This window comes from Qipengyuania sp. JB2-7, from assembly GCF_055693485.1.
Genome location: NZ_CM146335.1, coordinates 1,314,701 through 1,336,355 on the forward strand (window position 1 = coordinate 1,314,701; position 21,655 = coordinate 1,336,355).

A 21,655-nucleotide genomic window follows, 5' to 3' on the forward strand; every position below is an offset into this window, starting at 1 on the left:
TTAGCGTGCGCTATTCTCAGCGTCGTCTGGAGCCTCATAGCGGATCGGCGGGACCGTGTGGCGAAAGTCGCGTAGCGGCTTGCCAAGAGTTTCGAGTAGCGCGCTTTCGATCTCGATCCGCGCCTTTGCGCCAATCGCTTTGCGACCTCGGTGCTCCTCAGGACTGAATGGTTCCATGAAAGTGATATTTAGCGGAAATGATCCGCCGCGGGACAGTACGCGTTTTGCGTTATTAAATCCGCCCTCATCGCCGATCCAGCCGATTTCCTCCGCCACCGTGCCATAGTCTAGCAGCACCGGTTGCACCATGACGCCGGGTGGCGGCGGCTCAAGCACGCTCAACATGCTGGTTTTGAATGGCAGCAGTGACTGACCGTCTGTTGTCGTTCCTTCCGGAAAGATCGTTACTGACCAATTGTCTTCGAGGGCCTCTCGCAAAGCATTGATTTGCGCTGCCACGCCCATTCGATTCTCGCGTTTGACGAACACCGTGCGGTTTAGACGGCATAGCCAACCAATGATTGGCACTTGAGACAGTTCGTACTTTGCAACAAACGCGGTGCCGCTGGCGCCAGCAAGCGAGAGAATATCGATCCAAGAAACATGGTTGGCGACAAAAAACACATCACGCCGGAGCGGAGTGCCGGAAATGGTAACTCTAGCGCCCACAATCCAAGCCACCCATTTCAGAAAGTATTTGGGGAAGGGCGAGCCGTATGCGAAGATACGATAGAGGTAATGAAGCGGCACCAACAGGATCAGCAGCGTGAGCATCGCGATCCCCCGCACTGCAAATCGACACCAACCAATCAGCGAAACGGGAGTGTTCTCACCATGCATCGCAGCGAGGCGGATCGCCTCACGGCGCTCAGTGCCCTGACTCTTAGTCTTCGCGGTCGAGCCGGACGCCATAAAGTTCCATACGGTGATCGACCAAGCGATAGCCTAGCTTTTCTGCAATAACCTTCTGCAATGCTTCCAGCTCTGGATCGACAAATTCGACGACTTTGCCGGTTTCAACATCAATCAGGTGATCGTGATGCGCCTCTGGTGCAGCCTCATATCGTGCACGACCATCGCCAAAGTCATGCCGGTCAAGAATGCCCGCTTCTTCGAACAGACGTACTGTTCGGTACACCGTCGCGATCGAAATCTTGGGGTCGATATCGCTGGCGCGTTCGTGCAGAAGCTCAACGTCCGGATGGTCGTCGCTTTCTGACAAAACCTTGGCAATTGTGCGGCGTTGCTCAGTAATCCTGAGCCCTTTATCCGCACATAGCTGTTCCAGATCGATCCGTTGCTGCAAGACGGTCTCCCAAAATTGAAAGGACGCCCAACGCCATAGGCGTCGGATGCGTCCTTCTCAACCCCGCGAATGTAGAGCGCGGTTACGCTTTTTCTTGCGACCGCGCTTTTGCCCAGGCTTGCGACCAAGGCCGATTTTCTTTGCCAGCTTCCGGCGGGTTTCGGCGTAGTTTGGCGCAACCATCGGATAGTCCGCTGGAAGGCTCCATCGCGCGCGATACTCTTCCGGCGTCATGTCATAATTAGTGCGCAAATACCGCTTGAGCATCTTGAGTTTCTTGCCGTCCTCGAGACAGACAATGTAATCCGGCTTTATTGATGCCCGGATTGAAACGGCTGGCTCTGGTGGCGCTTCCTCCTCGACCTTACCTCCATCGAGAGATGAAAGAGCACCATAAACATTGGTGATTAAGGCGGGCACATCGTCAACAGCTACGCTGTTATTACTTACGTGCGCTGCCACAATATCAGATGTCAGAGTAATCAGCGCCTCTGATATATCAGTTTCGAAATTGTCCATAGTGAGTCCTCAACAGACTTTTTTGATGTATGTATGTGGAGCGACCCAGATGGGCATTGTACGAAAGCGACACTTTTTGCAAGCGCATTTCACAAGAAAACTGGTTGAGAATGCATTCTTACAGCTTCCTGGCGAAAGTAATCGCGTCAATTCGACCGCCAGCAGCAGTCTTATAATATTCCTTGCGTCTTCCGATCGGCTTAAAGCCAGCCTTTCGGTAGAGCGCTTCTGCTGAGTTATTTGCGCGCATTTCAAGGAACACTTTCGCCGCGCCCCGCTCTTTCGCCTGATCAACAAAGGCCGATAGAAGCGCGCGTCCCACCCCTCGATTTCGGTGATCGGGAGACACCGCGATGAGCAATAACTCCTCTTCGTCAACGACGAACCGCGACAACACGAACCCCGCGACCTCTTCATCGGCAGCGGCCAACTCACCGCGCTTGTTCACGAGCAAGAGGTGAGATCCGGGGAGGGCGAGCGTGTTGGTGAGTTGTCGCTGGTTCCAAGCCTCTCCCCAGTGCGGGTCGAACGCCGCCGTCATCACTTCCATCGCACGAGCGATGCCGCACTCTGTCGCAGTCATGAGGTCGCTTTGGCAGGCAGCTTGGCGTCGGGCGCTCTGCCATAGATTGGGCTTAGATCATCTGTCAGCTGCCTCTCGTGAAGCCGATTCGCCTTCCGTGCGTCGGGTAATAGCGAGATTGCGAACGCATCGCGGTCAAGCAGTTCGGCCAATTCTTCCGCGCGATTGCCGACAATCACATCATGCGCGCATGCTTTGGTTGCATCAATTGGTGTTAGCGAGCGGACTTCATCTTCGGCTGCGCTGCCATAAAAGTTCTGAACGAACCATTCTCCGTGCCCGCCATTCATGCAGACAGTGACGTGACGCGGGGTTGGCTGCCAGGCGGAGGCAGCCATGAATGTGAGAGTGGGATAACCCAGCACTTGCGAGCTCCATGCAACGCCCAGAGCCCGCGCTGCTGCAATACCGATACGCAACCCGGTGAAGCTACCGGGGCCGAGTGACACCAATATTCGCTCGGCTTTGCCGCTCTCGGGCAATTCGCTAATCATCGGGATCAGATGCTCAGCATGGCCGCGACCCAGGACTCTATGGCTGTTCGCCAAAAGCTTAGCGTCGTCGAACAAGGCGACAGAGCACGCCTCGGTTGCACAATCTATGGCGAGAATCCGCATGCGTTGTGCGTTGCCTCAGCCACGGTCCCGCATCAAGGGGGTAGCTGCTCGCGCGCCCTCAAACCATGCGATTAAAGCGGTCGAAGTCGGGCCGCGGGCTACGCTCAAAAATACTTTCCGGATCACCATATCCAATCGAACAGATGAAATTGATCTTGTGGCGCGGATTGTCAGCAAGGAACGCCTTTTCAATCGCTTCGGCATCGAAACCGGACATAGGACCGCAGTCGAGACCCACTGCGCGTGCTGCCATGATCAGATATGCGCCCTGCAAAGCGGCATTTCGAAAAGCACCTTCTTTGCGATCTTCTTCGCCTCCCTCGAACCAGCTTTTTGCGTCGGTATGCGGGAACAGCCATGGAAGTTCTTCATGAAAGTCGATGTCATGTGCGATCAGCACGGTAACCGGCGCAACACTGACCTTGTCTTTATTGCCATCGGCAACACACTCGACAAGTTTCGCTCGCGCTTCCTCTGACTTTACCCAAACGAACCGACCAGGCTGCATGTTCGCCGAAGTCGGCGCCATCTTCATCAGGTCATAAATGTGATGTATTTGATCATCGCTAACCGGCTTATCTAGCCAGTCATTATAGGTGCGCGCTTCGTTGAAGATTTGATCGAGTGCGGCGTTCGACAAAACAGTGTCGTGAAATTGCGTTGTCATGGGCGTCCTATGTGTTGAGGTTTAAGCTGCTCTTACCTCAACGACTTCAGGCACATAATGTTTCAACAAACCTTCGATTCCATGCTTTAGAGTCGCGGTGGATGAGGGGCAGCCTGAGCATGCGCCCTGTAATGTCAGGTAGACAATGCCGTCCTTGAAGCCGCGATAGGCAATGTCGCCGCCATCACCAGCCACAGCTGGGCGCACGCGTGTTTCGAGGAGTTCGTTGATCTGCGCGACGATTTCCTCATCATCCGCGCTTTGCTCAACAATCAGTTCCGTGCCTTCTGCTGGGACTGAAATCCCATCCGCGCTGCCACCTGCAAACAGCGGTGCCTGACTCACGAAATGATCGAGTAGGATCGACAAGACTTGCGGCTTTAAATCGCTCCACGACACCCCGGGCGCCGCAGTAACGGTGATAAAGTCACCGCCAAAGAAAACATTCACAACCTCGCCAGTGTCGAAAATGGCCTGAGCAAGCGGGCTGGCCTCAGCTGCTTCTGGCGTCGCAAATTCGCGGGTGCCGCTGGGCATCACCGTTTGACCGGGCAGGAATTTGAGGCTGGCGGGGTTTGGCGTTGTTTCGGTTTCGATAAACATATCCCATATGTAAGGATGATGATCTGCCCTCACAACCCTGGGCAAGACGACTTTTTGTGGTGATAGTATCCGTTCACTATCCCTTCACGCCATTGCGCTCTATACCGCACATTATGGTCGTTTCTCTTCGCGCCGCTCGGCGTTTCGCTCTCATACTTCCTGCGCTGTTTCTGGTGCCGCAACCGCTCGCCGCACAGGACGCGGCTCTGCCTGCGCCAACTGCGCTACAAACCGGCGATGAGACGCCTTGGATTTATCGCGGTAGTGATGTTCCTCAGGATAAGGAATGGCTGTTCGGCGAGATGAATAACGGCCTGCGCTATGCCGTGCGCCGCAATGGCGTGCCGCCAGATCAAGTGTCTATTCGCGTAAGGATTGACGCTGGCTCCCTGCACGAAATGGATGATGAGCGGGGCTATGCACACTTGCTGGAACACTTGTTGTTTCGTGAAAGCAAATATTTGGGTCCGGGGCAGGCGATCCCAACTTGGCAGCGTCTGGGTGCGACATTTGGCAGCGACACTAATGCCGAGACCAGCCCCACGCACACAGCCTACAAGCTCGATTTGCCCAATATCGACGCGGCGAAGCTAGAGGAAAGCTTCAAGCTGCTTTCAGGCATGATCCGCGAGCCAAAGATCAACCGTCGCAACTTGCGCGCAGAGGTGCCGATCGTAATGGCAGAGAAGCGAGAGCGTGGCGGTGCCGCGCAACGCAGCGCGGATGCGTCTCGCCAGACCCTATTCGCGGGCCAGAGGCTCGCCAAGCGTAGTCCGATTGGAACGGTGGAAACCTTGCAAGGGGCAAGCCCGCGCAAAGTAAATGCTTTTCACCGTCGCTGGTACCGTCCTGAAAACACTGTAATTTCTGTTGCTGGCGATGCCGATCCGATGCAGCTTGCGGCGCTGATTGAGAAGTATTTTGGCGACTGGGAGGAGCGCGGCGAAGCGACACCCGCGCCTGATTTTGGTGACCCTGTCGCGCCAGAAGGCGCCGATCCGGACAATCCAGTGGGCGAAACGGTCGTGACAGTGGAGCGCGATCTGCCGCGATCATTCACATATGCGGTAATGCGGCCATGGCGGTACGGTGCAAGATACGATCGTTTATAACCAGGGATTACTGCGTGATGCGCTCGCGCAGGCTCTGATTAACCGGCGCCTCGAATCGAAAGCTCGCGCTGGCGGAAGCTTCCTCTATGCGCAGGTACAGCAGGACGATGTCAGCCGCTCCAGCGACGCGACCTTCGTCAATTTTGCGCCCTTGAGCGAAGATTGGCAGACGGCTCTTGGCGATGTTCGTGGTGTTATCGCCGATGCGCTTGCGACTCCGCCAAGCGACGAAGAAATTGCTCGCGAGATTGCGGAATTTGAGCAGATATTCACCAGCTCGGTCGCGGAACGCGCTGTGATGCCGGGCTCACGCTTGGCCGATGACATTGTGCAGGCGGTCGACATTCGTGAAGCGGTGGCATCGCCGGAAACCGTTCTGATGGTCTTTAACGGCATGAAGGATACCATCACGCCTGAGCAGATCCTTGAGCATACGAGAGCACTGTTTTCTGGTGCGGTTATCCGCGCGGCTTACGTCACGCCGGCCGAGGGTGGGGCGAGCGCGGAAACAGTCCGTGAGGCTTTGCTGGCCGAGGCCGTTCCCGACGGGGGATCGCGGCTTGATACAACACCAATTTCGTTCGAGGATTTACCGGCGATTGGCAAACCGGGTGAGGTCGAAAAGGTCGCGCCTATTGGGGTCCTTGGCATCGAGCAGGTCGAACTGTCCAACGGGGTCAAGGCGATCATCTGGTCGAATAGTGCAGAGCCGGGCCGCGTTGCGGTCAAAGTGCGGTTTGGTGCAGGGTATCGTGCATTCGGGCCAGAAGATGGTGGGTATCTGTCGCTTGGCAAATCTGCGCTGGTTGGCTCGGGTCTCGGCGAGTTGGGCCAGGAAGAACTCGACCGGATTTCAACTGGCCGCAAGATGGGCTTCAACTTTGACATTACAGAGGGCGCTCTCACATTCTTCGCGCAGACACGGCCGGAGGATCTGGAAGACCAGCTTTATCTTTTGCGGCGAAGCTCGCGATGCCGCGTTGGGACGCGGCACCGGTCCAGCGTGCCCTTGCGGCGGCGCGTCTGGCGTATGAAAGCTATGCGACCAGCCCGGCAGGGATGATCAACCGCGATCTGGAGCTGCTGTTGCGGGACGATGATCCTCGATTTGCGACGCCTGATCTTGATGCATTGTCGCAACTGACGCCAGAGGGTTTTCGCGAGACGTGGGAACCAGTGCTGGCGCAGGGGCCAATCGAAGTTCTGATCTTTGGTGAGTTTGATCGCGAACAGGGACTTGCGGCGCTTGAGAAAACCTTTGGCGCGTTACCGCCTCGACCAATGCTCACACCTGAAGTTGCGGGCCGTCCTTCATCATTCCCGGCGCCAGGCGAAACCAAGGTGCTGCAGCATCGCGGCGACGCCAATCAGGCGGCGGCGGTGATTGCATGGCAGAGCGGCGCAGGCGTCGCAGGTCTCAGGGAATCACGACAGCTCGAAATCCTGACACAGTTGTTCAACAACCGATTGCTGGATGCGATGCGTGAGCGGGCGGGGGCCAGCTATGCCCCAGTGGTGCGGTCTGAATGGCCAAGTGATGCACCTACGGGTGGCCGGATAACGGCGCTCGCCCAGCTGCAACCACGCGATGTTCCAATTTTCTTTCAGGAGGCGGATCGCATTGCGGCTGACCTTGCGGCAAATCCGATCGGGGCTGATGAACTTGAACGTGTGACGGAACCACTTCGGCAGTATATCAGCCGGGCCTCTACCGGGAATCTCTTCTGGATGTTCCAGCTTGAGGGCAGCACGCAGGACGCGCGGATCATTACTTATCTGCGGTCACTGCTCAGCGATTATTCGCGGACGACACCAGAAAATATGCAGTTGCTTGCTCGCAAATATTTCGGGTCGCGCGGTGGATATCGCTTGGCTGTTATCCCAGAGGGGCAAGAGCTTGCGACAAGCGTTCCAAGGGGTTCGCGAGGCACATCGAGACGTGGTCGTTGAGCGCGGCTGGCGTGGTCTGAACTCAACCGTCGATCACAGTCATTGAACATTGATGCTTGACTAGACCCAAGCAGAATTGTCCTTACAGGCTTCAGGGCTGTGCTAATTACGTATCAAGAAATCTACACTCGCAACGTGCGAGAGTACTGACAGGAACAGGTGAATTATGGCGCAAAGTTGGACGCCGGACAGTTGGAGAAACTTCGAGGCGCGGCACTTGCCGACCTATGAAGACGCAAATGCACTCGCTTCGGCAGAGGCCACTTTGGCCGCGAACCCGCCACTGGTTTTTGCTGGCGAGGCTCGCGCATTAAAGGCTGAGCTGGCTGAGGTGTCCGAGGGTCGCTCGTTCCTGCTGCAAGGTGGCGATTGCGCAGAGAGCTTCGCTGAATTCCACCCCAACAACATTCGCGATACCTTCCGTGTGATCCTGCAAATGGCGGTCGTGCTGACATTTGCCAGCAAGCATCCTGTGGTGAAGGTCGGACGGATGGCGGGTCAATTTGCCAAGCCGCGCTCCTCGCAAACCGAAACGCAAGGGGATGTGACTCTGCCGAGCTATTTCGGCGATAATATCAATGGCATTGAATTTGATCCGGAGCAGCGTCGCAACGACCCCGACCGGATGGTGCGCGCCTATTCGCAAGCAGCCGCGACGCTCAATCTGCTGCGCGCATTTGCGGGCGGTGGCTACGCGAACCTGCGTCAGGTTCATCAGTGGACGCTCGACTTTATGGGGCGCTCACCCTGGGCCGAAAAGTTTGCCGAGACCGCTGATCGTATCGGCGAAGCGCTCGATTTTATGGAAGCGTGTGGGATTGACCCAGCGACAGTGCCACAATTGCAGGGCACCAGCTTCTTCACTTCGCATGAGGCCTTGTTGCTTCCCTATGAGCAGGCGATGACGCGGCAAGATTCGCTGACAGGCGACTGGTACGACACCAGCGCGCATATGGTCTGGATTGGTGATCGCACCCGGTTTGAGGGTAGCGCGCATATTGAATTTGCGCGCGGCATTGGCAATCCGCTCGGCATGAAATGCGGGCCATCGCTTGATCCTGACGCAATGTTGAAATTGCTCGACACGCTAAACCCCTCGCGAGAGCCGGGCCGGATTACGCTGATCAGCCGCTTTGGCCATGACAAGGTTCTGGATGGCCTGCCGCCGCTGGTGCGTGCGGCGAAGCGCGAAGGGCATCCCGTCGTGTGGAGCTGTGACCCGATGCACGGCAATGTCGTGAAGGCGGAAAGCGGCTACAAAACGCGTCCGTTTGACCGCATTCTGACCGAGGTGAAGGGCTTCTTTGCTGTCCATCGCGCAGAGGGCACGCATCCCGGCGGTATTCATGTCGAAATGACCGGGCAGGATGTGACCGAATGTGTTGGCGGCGCGGTCGCGATTACGGACGATGCACTGGGTGATCGCTATCACACGCATTGCGACCCACGTCTCAATGCAGCGCAATCGCTGGAGCTGGCTTTCCTTCTTGCGGAAATGCTGAATGAAGAGGCAGAGGTCCGCCGGGCGGATGCGGCCTGAGATTTGACTGCGGGTTGCATATGACCAGCGGCAGAATGCGGAATAAGTGCAAAGTCACCCTTTAATCGAGGGGCATTTCGCGCCATAGGATCAAGTGGTTGCCGGTTTGTGGCAGCCGCAGCCCCCGGGGGTCCGCATTGGCCCAAATTCAGAAGTTTGCGCTTGCCGCTCAGGGCGACGCGCTCGCGGCGCAGTTTCGAGCTACACGCAGCCTTAGCGAGGCCTTGGTTGCGCCGCTCAGTGACGCGGATGCTACGATCCAGTCCATGGAAGATGCTTCGCCCGCGAAGTGGCATTTGGCGCATACGACATGGTTCTGGGAGACATTCCTGCTGCGCGAGAACGTGCCGGGTTATCAGTTGTTCGATGAGGCATGGCCGTTCTGCTTCAATTCCTATTATGAAGCGGAGGGCGAGCGGATAAATCGATTTGCGCGCGGGATGCTGTCGCGCCCAGGTCTGGATGAGATTATCGACTATCGCACGCACGTCGATACGGCGATGCAGCCGCTGCTTGATGATCCCAAACATGCTGACCTGATAGCGTTGGGCATTGCGCATGAGCAGCAGCATCAAGAGCTGCTTTTGACTGATATCAAACATGCCCTGTTTCAAAATCCGCTAGGGCCGGCGATGTGGGGTGACGCGCGAGCAAACAACGGGCCAGCGTCTGAAATCGGCTGGGCATCTCACCCCGGCGGTGTGGCGAAAATTGGCCACCAGTCAGATGGATTTGCGTTCGACAATGAGGGGCCTGCGCACCGCGTTCTTCTGGAGCCTTTCGCGCTTGCAAACAGGCTGGTGACCAATCGCGAGTGGAGCGAATTTATCGCGGATGGTGGATACGGTAATCCAACCCTGTGGCTGTCAGACGGTTGGTCGTGGGTGAAGGAAAACGGCATTTCCGCACCGCTCTATTGGCGCGAAGACGAGCATTTTACCCATGCCGGATGGCAGACACACGAACCCGACGCTCCAGTGACGCATATCTCATATTACGAAGCGGATGCCTTTGCGACATGGGCCGGGAACCGATTGCCGACCGAGTTTGAATGGGAAGCGATTGCGCGCGGTCAAGACGGTAAGGCAGCGGCGCATGATCCCGCCGTCGGTAACCAATTGGACGATGCCTCAGCGCCACTCCCGCGTGGCGGAACCGAGCTGTTCGGCGACTGTTGGCAATTCACCCGCTCCGCCTATCTGCCTTTTCCGCGCTTCGCCCCTGCAGAGGGCGCGGTAGGCGAGTACAATGGCAAGTTTATGAGCGGACAGTTCGTGCTGAAAGGCGCCAGTTGCGCGACGGTGCGTGGCCATTCACGCGCCTCTTACCGCAATTTCTTTTACCCCCATCAACGCTGGCAATTCACCGGATTACGGCTGGCCAAGGATATCTAATGACGGATGCAAACGGATTGACGCTGGTCAATCTCGATGAACACGGCGTCAATACGGCGTTTCGTAAAGATGCGCTGGAGGGGCTGTCGCAGCGGCAAAAAGCGGTGCCAGCGCGTTGGCTTTATGATGACGCCGGCTCTGATCTGTTCGAGGATATTACGCGGCTTGAGGAGTATTATCCCACCCGCGCGGAGACCGAGATTCTCTCCACTTATGGAGAAGAATTTGCCGTTGCGGTCGGCGCGGGCTGTGCGGTTGTGGAGTTCGGATCAGGCAGTTCGGTAAAGACACCTTTATTGCTCAAGGCCATTGATCCGGGCGCTTATGTGCCGCTCGACATTGCGGGCGATTTTCTGCGCGAAGCAGCGAAAGAACTGTCAACTAAGTTTCCAGGCCTGCCTGTATATCCGGTCGAAGCGGATTTTATGCGGCGAGTGGAATTGCCTGAAGAAATAGCCGCTTTGCCCAAGATTGGCTTTTTCCCGGGCTCCACCATCGGGAATATGGTCCCCCGCACGGCGGTCGACTTGCTTCGTTCGATGCGGGATACTTTGGGCGAGGGCACTCAGCTTTTGATCGGTATGGATCTGGTGAAGGGGCGCGATGTGCTGGAGGCCGCGTATGACGATGCGCGCGGCGTTACGGCTCAGTTCAACCTCAATCTGGCACGGCGGATAAATCGAGAACTCGATGGTACGATTCCGGTCGAAAAGCTGAGACACGAGGCTCGCTGGAATGATGAATTTGCGCGTGTTGAAATGCATTTGGTGGCGAGCGAAGACCTGAGCTTCACCGTTTCAGGCCAAGACTTTTCGATGGATGCCGGTGAGACAATCCACACTGAAAACAGCCACAAATTCACACGGCGCAGCGCCAATCTGTTGCTGGAAGCCGGCGGTTGGACCCCTCGCAAACGCTGGCTGGATAGCGGCGAGCGTTTCTCGCTCCTGCTCGCCGAGGCGACAGAGCCGAGAAAGGCACCCTAGCGCGTGGATATTGCGATCATCGGCGCCGGTATGGCGGGGTTGTCCTGTGCAGAGGCGTTGCGCGTGGCCGGATATGCGCCGGTTCTGTTCGACAAGGGGCGCGGACCGGGCGGTAGAATGGCGACCCGGCGGGCAGAAATCGCTGGTGAGACTGTCCATTTCGATCATGGGACGCAGTTTTTTGATGCGGTTGATGAGCGCTTCATGGCTCAATTAGAGGCGTGGATGCGCTTAGGCGTTGTCGCTACATCGCCCACAGTGGGTGCCAATATGTATGTCGGCACGCCCAGTATGAACGCGCCGCTCAAACATATGGCGGCCAATCATGATGTGCGTTGGGGGCAGCGGATAGAGACAATCGGGCGCAAGGACGATAGGTGGCGTCTATCGGGCGCAGGTATCGCTCATAATTGCGAGGTGGTGATCGCCGCGATCCCGGCAGAGCAAGCCGCAGTTCTGCTGGCTGAACCGGCACCAGAATTCGCGAAGCTGGCGAGCGACGTCGTTTCGGAGCCCTGTTGGGCGGTCATGGTGGTGTTCGAGCAAGAGCCTGACTTGCCCGACACGTTGCGCGGGCGTGGCGCGGTCGCATGGGCGACGCGTAACTCCTCAAAGCCGGGGCGGGGCGGACGCGCAAATTGGGTTATTCATGCGACCGCCGATTGGTCGCGAGAGAATTTGGAGATGGGGCAAGAAGAAGCGGGCGAGAAGTTGCTCGCGGACTTCCTCGCGGAGACTGGCATTGGGGCGGCCAGCACCGTGCATCTTGCCGCCCATCGCTGGCGCTATTCGACGCCGATTGTTGATAATCCCCAATCCGCTTTATGGGATCCGGCATTACGATTTGGTGTTGCAGGAGACTGGTTGATCGGCCCTCGCGTTGAGGCGGCCTGGATTTCGGGCCGCGAAGTCGCTGCAAGAGTAATCAGCGGCTAACCACTTATGGAACAGCAAGCCTGACTGTACTATATGGGGTTGGTGGACATCGAACCCGCCTTTGCCGCCGCCGCTGATATTATCCGTGCAGTTCCGCGATTTGAACTGCTCGTGGCTGCGGTCATGGCCTTGGTCCTAGGGTTGATCGGCTCGTCCATGATCAGGCGCAGCATTTCAGGAGGGCGTTTTCTGAGAACGCTCAGCACGCTGTTTCTGGCTGGCATTCTTATCACCGTGGTTCTGCAACTGAGCCGCTTTGATCCGCGTCTGGACGTCGCGGTTCCGCAAATTGGCTTGCCAGAACAGATTGTTGAGGGCGGGGAAACGCGGGTGCCGATCTCACCTGATGGACATTTCTGGCTTAGAGCTGAGGTCAATGGAGTGCCAGCGAACTTCCTCGTCGATACCGGTGCGACGCTGACAGCTGTTTCACAGGACTTGGCGGATCGGGCAGGGCTGGAGCCGCGGCGCGGTGGTATCCCCGTGCGAATTCAGACTGCCAATGGCGCAGTCAACGCGCAAATTTCAACAATAGAGGCGCTGAAGTTTGGCAATGTTTCGGCGCAGGGGATCGATACGGTCATTGCACCAACGCTCGGTGATACGAATGTGATCGGGATGAATGTGTTGTCACGTCTTGGGTTGTGGCGAGTTGAGGGCCAAACCATGATCCTCGTCCCTGCCGAGGCTGATGAGCAACCCTAAACTCTAAGGCGCTGTGGCTCTTTTGGTTGTGTGACGCCAAGCATTCTGTCGCGCAGACTTTTATGACCATCCTGTTTGTTCAGGATACTGGCAACCTTTCGGCATAGGATGGCCGGATCAATCGGCTTGCGTAGATAATCCTGCGCGCCCGAATACAGCGCAGCCAATTCATCCTGTTCCCCCGAGATTCCAGTGAACATCATGACCGGCAGATCGTAAAACTCCTGCGATCCGCGCAGTTCACGCAGAAACTGAATACCGGTGATTTCTGGCATGTCCTGATCGAGCAGGATCATGTCCGGTCTGCGCCACCGCATCAGAGCGAACGCCTCACGAGGGTCTGTTACATTCCCGCAAGCGTGCCCCGCACCGATCAGTATGTTACTCGCAACCTGTGCGACCAGCGGATCGTCATCAATGATCAGAATTCGTGCCACAAACCTTCTCCAAGACCATGGCAGCCTGTCTAAGGGACTAGTCGGCAATGCCCGCTTTTCATGACGCTAGGTGCAATTGCTTAGCGGCGGTTGCTCGCGCGCCAGCAATCCTTCACGGTCGCGCGCGATGATTCGAGAAACAGCTGAACGCTTCATCCCGACTGAAGGGATCCACAATCTGCGCGATTACGGTGGCTATGCCGTCGCGGGCGGCGGCGCGGTCCGCCAAGGGCTGCTGTTTCGATCCGGGCAGCATATTACCGCCACTGACACCGATCTGGCGACATTTGACGACCTGAATGTGCGAACGATCATCGATTTGCGTGGCAATAGTGAGCGCGGAAACCATCCTTGCCGCCGCAGCGAGCGCTTCGATGCCCGAGTATTGTTTTTCGATGGCGAAACGAGCAGCAGCCCGCCGCATATGGATGTGGCCCCTGACACCACCACCGCCGAGTTCGCTCGTCAGCGTATGATTGCTGTCTACACCTACATGCCGCGTAACCCAGCGATGATTGACATGTTTGGTCGCTATCTGAATGCGTTGAGCAATAGCGAGGGCGGATCGCTGGTTCATTGTTTTGCGGGCAAGGATCGCACTGGCGTTGCGGTAATGATGTTGATGCATATTCTTGGCGCGAACAGCGACGATCAGATGGCAGAGTTCCTGCTGACCAATCATGCGCCGACGTTGAATGTCCTTCGCCAACAGTCTGTGCCGGGTATTGAGGAACGGCTTGGCCGAACTCTTGATGAGGACGCAGTACGGGCGTTGCTTGAAGTGCATGAAGATTACCTCGCCACCTTCTGGAAGGTGGTGGAGACCGAGCATGGATCGCTCAATGGCTACCTCAAAACTGTGATAGGTGTGGATGATGCGCTGCGCGAGCGGCTTAAGGCGCGTCTGATAGCGTGACTCTTGCGATCAGGGTTCCCATATAGAGCGCAACGGATATTTATGCATCCTGACCCTAAGATTTTACGAGACGACTTATGGCTACTCATCATACGAAACTGCTGATTATTGGCTCTGGCCCCGCAGGCTATTCTGCTGCGATTTATGGCGCGCGCGCAATGATGGAGCCGATCGTGGTCCAGGGCATTCAGCCGGGTGGCCAGCTAACCATCACGACTGACGTTGAAAACTATCCTGGTTTTCCTGACGTTGTCCAAGGCCCGTGGCTGATGGAAGAGATGAAGGCGCAGGCTGAACATGTCGGCACGCGGATGATGTGGGATACGATTGTTGAGGTCGACCTTGAGGGTGGATCACCGTTCCGTGCGGTCGGTGATAGCGGTGATGAATATATCGGCGACGCTTTGGTGATTGCGACAGGTGCACAGGCAAAATGGCTGGGCGCGCCGGGCGAGCAAGAGCTGGGTGGCAAAGGCGTCTCGGCCTGCGCAACATGCGATGGCTTCTTCTACCGCGGCAAGAAAGTGGCGGTTATTGGCGGCGGCAACACCGCAGTTGAAGAGGCGCTTTATCTTACCAATCATTCCGATGATGTGACCCTGATTCACCGCCGCGATGAGCTGCGCGCCGAGAAGATTCTGCAGGAACGTTTGCTCAACCACCCCAAGATTTCCGTGATGTGGAATAAGACGGTCGACAGTTTCCAGGGTGACGCAGCCGATGGCGGACTGACGCATCTGGCTTTAAAGGACACGCAGACGGGTGAAGATAGCACATTAGAAGTCGATGGTGCTTTTGTCGCGATTGGCCACGCGCCCGCGACTGAGCTGTTCAAGGGCAAGTTGCCAATGGACGGTTCGGGCTATCTCGATGTGGAGCCAGGCACGCCCAAGACCGAAATTCCCGGCGTGTTTGCGGTACCGGAGATGTGACGGACCATGTCTATCGGCAGGCAGTCACTGCCGCTGGAATGGGGTGCATGGCGGCGCTTGATGCAGAACGTTTCCTTGCAACGCTAGACGTTGCCGAACGGATGTCAGAGGTCGAAGCGGCGGAGTAATCCGCCGCCGCAAGGTCTCAAAAACTTTGGCGCCCCATAACTCAGGCACCTGGCAATCTAGGCACCTTACAACCTAGGCATTGTATCCGAAGACGACCATGGTCGCGTGGAAGATCATCATCATCAAGACGATGCTCGATAGCGCGAACAGTACAAAGCGGATCATAACCTTGTTCGTTGTCGCCTGAATGATCGAGTGAATCACACGCAATCCAACATAAATCCAGGCGAGGAATGCGTGGCTGGCATCACCGTGTCCGCTCACGGCCAAAACGATGGCAATGGCGTAGAACACCGTAGGTTGTTCGTGCAGGTGATTGTAATTGTCGGCCTTCCAGCTGACCGTTTCCGGCAGTTTCTCGCGCAGGCTTGCGCCAGTGCTCCCTACCAATTGTGCCGGCGCAGGGATATCGGGTGCTTTGTTCATGGCCGGAATGCGCGTTGCATACATCCAGATCCACATGATCATGGTCCAAATGGCGAGTGCAACAACCGGTTGCAGGATCAGAAGTTGGTCAGTCATGAAGGTGCAAGTCCCGGATCAAAAAATAATGTCGCCATGACAGCGCGGACGGCAAGAACGGTTAGAGCGATGCTCGATATTGCGAACAGCGTAATGCGCACAGGAATTGTATTGACCATAGCCTGCCAAAACGAATGGGTGATACGCAGGGCCACATAAATCCATGCAAGGGTCACATCCAGTGCGCCAGCCCCCATGATGGCGAGGATTACAACCGCTGCATAAAACGCCGTCGGCTGTTCCATCAAGTGATTGTAATTATGGCCTTTCCAATTGATCCTGTCCGGCAAGACACCTTCAAGATCTTGGCCTCGACCGCCGGGCTTGCCGATATCCGGGTTGCCCTTGAGCTTTGCCAGCGCAGGCAGTCGTGTGCCCGCCATCCACCACAACATTATCATCGACCACAGTACTAAAACTGCAGCCGGTGCGAGCATCTGAGCCTGCATGAACATCCCCTCACGTCTCTTGACGGGTTTTTGCGGGTTGCTCGTTAGATTGTCAAACGCAACCGATCACGTCGCCGAGATCGTTTCCGCAAAGACTGCTGGATCTGCATTCCCACCCGTCACCATTATCACCATACGATCATCGAGGGGGATCTTTCCCTCAAGCGCCGCAGCGAGGGCTGCTGCTCCGCCTGGCTCCACCACCATGCGCAAATTGGCAAAGGCCCAGCGTTGGGCGTTTTGCACCTCCGCTTCAGTCACGCACACGCCCGGTTCGGCGCGGCTCGACAAGATGTCGAGATTAATCTGTTTGGTGGCGGTGGGTTGCAAAGCGTCGCAGATGGTCGATGGCACATCGCTCGATACGGCAACAATCTCGCCGCGCGCCAATGCTTGGCCGACCATGTCCCAGCCAACCGGCTCAACCACATGTATTGCACTGTCTGGACAGGCGAGCGAAAGGCCGGCGGCCAAACCACCGCCGCCGCAGCAGGCAATCAGGCGAGACGGTTGATGGCCAAGTTGCGCAGTTATCTCCACACCAGCGCTGCCTTGCCCTTCGATAACCCACGGATCGCCGAACGCATGGACCAGGGTGCCTCCGCGTTCATCGATCAGTGTCGCCGCGACTGCATCGCGATCTTCGTCAGCGCGGTCATACAGCACGATCTCCGCACCCAACGCCCGTGTGTTGTCGAGCTTCACCTGTGGCGCATCGCGGGGCATCACGATGGTGGCCTTGATCCCGAGCCGCCGTGCCGCCCAAGCGACACCTTGTGCGTGATTGCCACTTGATACAGCAACAACGCCAGGCGCGCGTTCGTCTTCCCTCAAATTGCTCAGCCGCCACCATCCGCCGCGAATTTTGAAAGCACCGATCGGTTGCAGGTTTTCCGCCTTCACATGGACAGGAACCCCGTTGATTTCGACTGGCAAAAGCCGCGTAGGCGGCAAAATCGCGCTGATAGACTGTGCGGCGGCTTCAACGCCCTTTTTCGTAGGTGTTCGGATCATTTTGCGCCTCGTACGCATTCGACTAATAGCTGCGCAAGAATCACTCCCGAAAGGCTCACGATATGTCCACTGTTCTCGTCATTGGTGCTGGAGGCGTCAGTTCTGTCTGTGTCCACAAAATGGCTTTTAACAAAGACATTTTTACTGACATACATTTGGCCAGCCGAACAAAGCGCAAGTGTGATGCCATAGCCGAAAGCGTGAAAGAACGCGCTGGTGTGGACATCGCGACGTATGAAATTGATGCAGAAGAAGTGCCCGCAATGGTGCAGCTGATCCGCAAGGTTCAGCCTAGCCTCGTCGTCAATCTCGCTCTGCCGTATCAGGATCTACCGATCATGGATGCGTGCCTTGAGGCGGGCGTGAACTATCTCGACACGGCGAATTACGAGCCGAAGGACGAGGCGAAGTTCGAATATAGCTGGCAGTGGGCCTATCACGACCGTTTCAAGGGCGCGGGTTTGATGGCGCTGCTTGGCTCGGGCTTTGATCCGGGTGTGACGAGTGTTTTCACCATGTGGCTCAAGAAGCATAAGCTCAAAACCATCCGCACGCTCGACATTCTGGATTGCAATGGCGGTGACCATGGTCAGGCGTTCGCGACCAACTTCAACCCGGAAATCAATATTCGTGAAGTGACTGCGCCAGCCCGACATTGGGAAAATGGCGAATGGATCGAAACGCCAGCGATGCAAATCTCAACGCCGTTTGATTTTGAAGAAGTCGGCACGCGTCAGGCCTACTTAATGTATCACGAAGAGCTGGAGAGCCTCGCCAAGTTTAACCCGGAAATCGAGCGCGCGCGGTTCTGGATGACCTTTGGCGATGAGTACATCAAGCACCTGACCGTGCTTCAGAATGTCGGGATGACCAGTATTGAGCCGGTGCGGTATCAGGGCAAGGAAATCATCCCGCTGCAATTCCTCGCCGCTGTTCTGCCGAAGCCCGAAACGCTGGGTGAGACAACCACTGGCAACACCAATATCGGTTGTATCGCGACCGGTGAAGCGCTGGATGGCTCAGGCGAAAAAACGTTCTATATCAACAATATCTGCTCGCATGAGGCGGCGTTTGAGGAAACCGGCAATCAAGCGGTCAGCTACACCACGGGTGTGCCCGCGATGATTGGCAGCGCGCTGATGGTGCAAGGTATCTGGAGCGGTGAGGGCGTCTTCAACATGGAAGAGATGGACCCCGATCCATTTATGGAAATGCTCAATGCACACGGCCTGCCGTGGCAGGTGAAAGAACTAGATGGGCCGATCGGGTTTTAGGTGTCGGGCATCACACGAAGCCACAAAGACATGAAGATGGATCACGATGATCGTCTTGAGCATATCGCCCGGGAAGTCGTTGATTGTGGCTATCATTTGCACAAGGAATTGGGTCCAGGGCTGCTGGAGTCGGCCTATGAGCAGATTCTAGCTAAAGTAATCGAAGAACGTGGATTTGCTGTGCAACGGCAACTTTCCGTTCCGATTTCATACCAACGCGTTATCGTCGATAACGCATTCAAAATCGATCTGTTGGTCGAAGAGCGTCTTGTTGTCGAACTTAAATCAACCGAGCGAAACGCTCCTGTTCACGCAAAGCAACTCCTGACTTATCTGCGCCTGATGAAGCTACCTCTCGGTCTGTTGATGAACTTTGGGCAGCCAACGTTTAAAGGCGGGCTTCAACGTGTTGCCAATAACTATTTCGGCCACATCGGTAGGCACTGAGCTCTTCGTGTCTTTGTGTGAACCAAGAAATGAGAACACCATGCAAAATCCAATGCAAACACAAGCCGGTGATCCGGGCGCGTTCGCCCATTTTGACCTGAGCCGCGTTCAGAGCCCCGCCTTTGTTGTCGATGCGGCAAAGCTACGCACTAACTGCCAGATGCTCGCCGAAATTCGTGATGAGGCAGACATCAAAGTGCTGATCGCGCTTAAGGCGTTTTCCATGCATGCGGTCGCACCGCTGATTGGCGAGTATCTCGACGGGGCGTGTTGTTCCGGCCTGTGGGAAGCGCGGCTCGCCAGCGAGTTCTACGATGGCGAGATCAGCACATTTTCGCCTGCGTACAAGCCCGAAGAGCTGGAAGAGATTTGCCGCCTTTCTGACCACGTGATTTTCAACTCGCCCACGCAGATGCGGCGGGCAGCGCTGATCCTCGATCACGCGGCAACCACCGGGGGCGATGTGTCAGTCGGTCTGCGCATCAATCCGATGGTAGCAACCGGCGAAGTCGCAAAATATGATCCGAGCGCGCCGGGATCACGGCTGGGCTTTCCTATAGATCAACTGACCGAAGAACATATGGAGGGTGTGGACGGCATCCATTTCCATAATCTGTGCGAGCAGACATTTGAGCCGCTGCGCGCGACATGGGACCGCGTGTTCGATGCCATTGAGCCTTGGTTTGGCCAGCTCAAATGGATCAATATGGGCGGCGGGCATCACATCACGCGGGCCGACTATGAACGCGATGAACTGATTGAGTTCCTGAAAGACGCCAAAGAAGATACGGGCGCGGAGATATACTTGGAGCCCGGCGAAGCGATTGCGCTGGATGCCGGGATTCTGGTCGGTACGCTTCTAGACACGGGCTTCAATGAAGTGCCGTTTGGGATCACCGACGTTTCGGCCACCTGCCACATGCCCGACGTACTTGAGGCACCCTATCGCCCCGCAATGCTGGGCGAGCTGGCGGACGAAAGCAAAGTTCCCATTCGCCTTGGCGGGCCATCCTGCTTAGCGGGCGATGTGATCGGCGATTATCGTCTGCCGGTCCCCGCAGAACCAGGCGCGCGTTTCGCTTTCCTCGATCAGGCGCATTATTCGATGGTCAAAACCAACACCTTCAACGGCGTACCTTTGCCGTCGATCTATTTGTGGGACAGTGAGACCGACGCGCTCGATGAGGTGAAAAGCTTCGATTATCACGACTTCCGCGACCGGTTGAGCTAAGGGGAAGCTCATTGGTGAAATCGCGCGTTTTTGCTTGAAATTCGCGCACTCGTGTGTATTTCGCCACCTCGCGCTGCCGATCCCATGATGGGGCGGGGACTCTTGATCGCAAGACCGTAGGTAGCCTTGTTCAGAAACTAAACCTTCTGGGGGTCCCTTGAGTTGTACGCATATCCTAACGCACAGGCTGTAGTCGAAGCCCTCAGGCCCGACGAACCCGTTATCCTCAATCGTCCGCATGCCGCCGCGCGCGCTGCCCGCTTCTTTGTCGAGAAGTTTCCCGGCAAGTCGCTGTATGCGGTGAAAGCCAATCCTTCGCCAGAGCTGCTTCAAGCGCTGTGGGGTGCGGGTATCACGCATTACGATGTCGCCTCGATTGCGGAGGTCCGGCTAGTGCGTGCGACCCTGCCAGAGGCGGAACTGTGCTTCATGCATCCGGTCAAGGCTGCGAGCGCTGTCCGCGAGGCGTACCATACGCACGGCTGCAAAACCTTCAGCCTCGATAGCGCCGAAGAGCTGACCAAGATCATCGATGCGTGCCGCGACGAAGACGGCAATCCGGCACAGGACCTGCGCCTTTGCGTGCGTATTCGCGTGTCGAGCGAATATGCTGAGCTGTCACTTGCGTCGAAATTTGGCTGCGACCTGACCGAAGCTCCGGGCCTGCTGCAAGAGGCCCGCCAACACTGCGACTGGCTGGGCGTGTGTTTCCATGTTGGCAGCCAGGCGATGAACCCGTTTGCCTTCGTTCAGGCGCTCGACCGCACGCGTGCCGCAATTGCAGAGGCGAGTGTGGTGATCGACATGGTCGATGTGGGCGGAGGGTTTCCGAGCGTCTATCCGGGCATGGAACCTCCGCCGATGGAGGATTTCTTTGTCCTCATCGAGCGGCATTTTGAAGCACTTCCGATTGCCTACAACGCGGAGCTTTGGTGCGAGCCGGGCAGGGCGCTATGTGCAGAATATTCTTCAATGATTGTGAAGGTCGAAAAACGCCGCGAGGCGGAGCTTTACATCAACGATGGTGCCTATGGCGCGCTCTATGATGCCGCCCACGTCGCGTGGCGTTTTCCGGTCCGCGCGCTGGAAGACGACCTGATCAAGCCAGAGATGGACTTTGCCTTTTTCGGGCCGACTTGTGACGATGCGGACTATATGGCTGGGCCATTCTCACTGCCTGAGGATATTCAGGCCGGCGACTACATCGAGGTCGGAATGCTCGGCGCGTATGGCTCAGCGATGAAAACCGGTTTTAACGGGTTTGGCGACGCGCAGCAGGTGATCGTGACTGATGAACCTATGGCGAGCCTTTACGATGGCAGCCGCGTGCGCCCTGTGGCGGACAATGTGGTGAGCTTGCGGTAGGGGTACAGGCGAGTCTCCTGG

At 56.7% G+C, this 21,655-nt stretch carries 24 protein-coding genes and 1 pseudogene; 14 read left to right on the plus strand and 11 right to left on the minus strand.

Annotation, left to right across the window (positions count from 1 at the left end):
• From ACZ1GM_RS06540 to ACZ1GM_RS06570, 7 genes are all read right to left on the minus strand, one after another.
• Positions 1-912, minus strand: a complete 912-nt coding sequence (locus tag ACZ1GM_RS06540) for a lysophospholipid acyltransferase family protein (protein WP_472678311.1) — start codon at positions 910-912, stop codon at positions 1-3.
• Positions 884-1,306 (minus strand): Fur family transcriptional regulator, encoded by a 423-nt coding sequence (locus tag ACZ1GM_RS06545; protein ID WP_472678312.1) that lies wholly within the window; start codon positions 1,304-1,306, stop codon positions 884-886. Before ACZ1GM_RS06545 ends, ACZ1GM_RS06540 begins: the two co-directional genes overlap by 29 nt.
• A 57-nt stretch (positions 1,307-1,363) precedes the next feature.
• Positions 1,364-1,825, minus strand: a complete 462-nt coding sequence (locus ACZ1GM_RS06550; RefSeq protein ID WP_472678313.1) for a Ros/MucR family transcriptional regulator — start codon at positions 1,823-1,825, stop codon at positions 1,364-1,366.
• 118 nt (positions 1,826-1,943) lie between these two features.
• Positions 1,944-2,408 (minus strand): ribosomal protein S18-alanine N-acetyltransferase, encoded by a 465-nt coding sequence (rimI, locus tag ACZ1GM_RS06555; protein WP_472678314.1) that lies wholly within the window; start codon positions 2,406-2,408, stop codon positions 1,944-1,946.
• Positions 2,405-3,025 carry a tRNA (adenosine(37)-N6)-threonylcarbamoyltransferase complex dimerization subunit type 1 TsaB gene (gene tsaB, locus ACZ1GM_RS06560; RefSeq protein WP_472678315.1) on the minus strand — a complete coding sequence of 207 codons (621 nt, stop codon included), beginning with the start codon at positions 3,023-3,025 and terminating at the stop codon, positions 2,405-2,407. The genes rimI and tsaB overlap by 4 nt, the downstream gene beginning before the upstream one ends.
• A 58-nt stretch (positions 3,026-3,083) precedes the next feature.
• Complete coding sequence (locus tag ACZ1GM_RS06565) at positions 3,084-3,692, minus strand: malonic semialdehyde reductase (RefSeq protein ID WP_472678316.1); 609 nt, start codon at positions 3,690-3,692, stop codon at positions 3,084-3,086.
• A gap of 21 nt (positions 3,693-3,713) precedes the next feature.
• Positions 3,714-4,295: a NifU family protein gene (locus tag ACZ1GM_RS06570; RefSeq protein ID WP_472678317.1), complete on the minus strand. Its 582-nt coding sequence runs from the start codon at positions 4,293-4,295 to the stop codon at positions 3,714-3,716.
• A 56-nt stretch (positions 4,296-4,351) separates the two neighbouring features.
• Here ACZ1GM_RS06570 and ACZ1GM_RS06575 point away from each other — a divergent pair, with 56 nt between their 5' ends.
• From ACZ1GM_RS06575 to ACZ1GM_RS06610, 8 genes are all read left to right on the plus strand, one after another.
• Positions 4,352-5,407 (plus strand): M16 family metallopeptidase, encoded by a 1,056-nt coding sequence (locus tag ACZ1GM_RS06575; RefSeq protein WP_472678319.1) that lies wholly within the window; start codon positions 4,352-4,354, stop codon positions 5,405-5,407.
• Positions 5,385-6,470 (plus strand): hypothetical protein, encoded by a 1,086-nt coding sequence (locus ACZ1GM_RS06580; RefSeq protein WP_472678320.1) that lies wholly within the window; start codon positions 5,385-5,387, stop codon positions 6,468-6,470. The genes ACZ1GM_RS06575 and ACZ1GM_RS06580 overlap by 23 nt, the downstream gene beginning before the upstream one ends.
• A complete protein-coding gene (locus ACZ1GM_RS06585; protein ID WP_472678321.1) occupies positions 6,380-7,357 on the plus strand; it encodes an insulinase family protein in 978 nt (325 codons plus the stop codon). The genes ACZ1GM_RS06580 and ACZ1GM_RS06585 overlap by 91 nt, the downstream gene beginning before the upstream one ends.
• Before the next feature lie 166 nt (positions 7,358-7,523).
• Positions 7,524-8,897, plus strand: a complete 1,374-nt coding sequence (locus tag ACZ1GM_RS06590) for a class II 3-deoxy-7-phosphoheptulonate synthase (RefSeq protein WP_472678322.1) — start codon at positions 7,524-7,526, stop codon at positions 8,895-8,897.
• Positions 8,898-9,043: 146 nt separating this feature from the next.
• Entirely contained in the window at positions 9,044-10,291 is a 1,248-nt protein-coding gene (gene egtB, locus ACZ1GM_RS06595; RefSeq protein ID WP_472678515.1) for an ergothioneine biosynthesis protein EgtB, read from the plus strand.
• Positions 10,291-11,277, plus strand: a complete 987-nt coding sequence (gene egtD, locus ACZ1GM_RS06600) for an L-histidine N(alpha)-methyltransferase (RefSeq protein ID WP_472678323.1) — start codon at positions 10,291-10,293, stop codon at positions 11,275-11,277. Before egtB ends, egtD begins: the two co-directional genes overlap by 1 nt.
• A 3-nt stretch (positions 11,278-11,280) precedes the next feature.
• Positions 11,281-12,213 carry an NAD(P)/FAD-dependent oxidoreductase gene (locus tag ACZ1GM_RS06605; RefSeq protein WP_472678324.1) on the plus strand — a complete coding sequence of 311 codons (933 nt, stop codon included), beginning with the start codon at positions 11,281-11,283 and terminating at the stop codon, positions 12,211-12,213.
• Positions 12,214-12,255: 42 nt separating this feature from the next.
• Positions 12,256-12,918, plus strand: a complete 663-nt coding sequence (locus ACZ1GM_RS06610) for a retropepsin-like aspartic protease family protein (protein ID WP_472678325.1) — start codon at positions 12,256-12,258, stop codon at positions 12,916-12,918.
• Here ACZ1GM_RS06610 and ACZ1GM_RS06615 read toward each other — a convergent pair.
• Positions 12,915-13,355: a response regulator gene (locus ACZ1GM_RS06615; RefSeq protein WP_472678326.1), complete on the minus strand. Its 441-nt coding sequence runs from the start codon at positions 13,353-13,355 to the stop codon at positions 12,915-12,917. The genes ACZ1GM_RS06610 and ACZ1GM_RS06615 overlap by 4 nt on opposite strands.
• A gap of 127 nt (positions 13,356-13,482) precedes the next feature.
• Between ACZ1GM_RS06615 and ACZ1GM_RS06620 the strand changes: the two genes are divergently transcribed.
• On the plus strand, positions 13,483-14,271 hold the full coding sequence (locus tag ACZ1GM_RS06620; protein ID WP_472678327.1) for a tyrosine-protein phosphatase: 789 nt from the start codon (positions 13,483-13,485) through the stop codon (positions 14,269-14,271).
• A gap of 77 nt (positions 14,272-14,348) precedes the next feature.
• Positions 14,349-15,331: pseudogene (gene trxB / locus ACZ1GM_RS06625) on the plus strand (thioredoxin-disulfide reductase).
• 73 nt (positions 15,332-15,404) lie between these two features.
• On the opposite strand, the gene ACZ1GM_RS06630 reads toward trxB, so the two are convergent.
• The 3 genes from ACZ1GM_RS06630 to ACZ1GM_RS06640 all read right to left on the minus strand — a co-directional run bounded on the left by ACZ1GM_RS06630 (position 15,405) and on the right by ACZ1GM_RS06640 (position 17,317).
• A complete protein-coding gene (locus ACZ1GM_RS06630; protein WP_472678328.1) occupies positions 15,405-15,854 on the minus strand; it encodes an MAPEG family protein in 450 nt (149 codons plus the stop codon).
• Complete coding sequence (locus ACZ1GM_RS06635; RefSeq protein ID WP_472678329.1) at positions 15,851-16,303, minus strand: MAPEG family protein; 453 nt, start codon at positions 16,301-16,303, stop codon at positions 15,851-15,853. Before ACZ1GM_RS06635 ends, ACZ1GM_RS06630 begins: the two co-directional genes overlap by 4 nt.
• 66 nt (positions 16,304-16,369) lie before the next feature.
• The gene (locus tag ACZ1GM_RS06640; RefSeq protein ID WP_472678330.1) at positions 16,370-17,317 is read right to left on the minus strand and encodes a threonine ammonia-lyase; all 948 of its coding nucleotides are present in this window, start codon (positions 17,315-17,317) and stop codon (positions 16,370-16,372) included.
• A gap of 62 nt (positions 17,318-17,379) precedes the next feature.
• On the opposite strand from ACZ1GM_RS06640, the gene ACZ1GM_RS06645 reads away from it, so the two are divergent.
• The 4 genes from ACZ1GM_RS06645 (at position 17,380) to ACZ1GM_RS06660 (ending at position 21,634) form a co-directional block, all read left to right on the plus strand.
• Complete coding sequence (locus tag ACZ1GM_RS06645) at positions 17,380-18,591, plus strand: saccharopine dehydrogenase family protein (protein ID WP_472678331.1); 1,212 nt, start codon at positions 17,380-17,382, stop codon at positions 18,589-18,591.
• Positions 18,592-18,627: 36 nt separating this feature from the next.
• The gene (locus tag ACZ1GM_RS06650) at positions 18,628-19,038 is read left to right on the plus strand and encodes a GxxExxY protein (protein WP_472678332.1); all 411 of its coding nucleotides are present in this window, start codon (positions 18,628-18,630) and stop codon (positions 19,036-19,038) included.
• Positions 19,039-19,090: 52 nt separating this feature from the next.
• Complete coding sequence (locus ACZ1GM_RS06655) at positions 19,091-20,269, plus strand: carboxynorspermidine decarboxylase (protein ID WP_472678333.1); 1,179 nt, start codon at positions 19,091-19,093, stop codon at positions 20,267-20,269.
• A 162-nt stretch (positions 20,270-20,431) separates the two neighbouring features.
• The gene (locus ACZ1GM_RS06660) at positions 20,432-21,634 is read left to right on the plus strand and encodes a type III PLP-dependent enzyme (RefSeq protein WP_472678334.1); all 1,203 of its coding nucleotides are present in this window, start codon (positions 20,432-20,434) and stop codon (positions 21,632-21,634) included.
• The last annotated feature ends 21 nt before the right edge of the window (positions 21,635-21,655 follow it).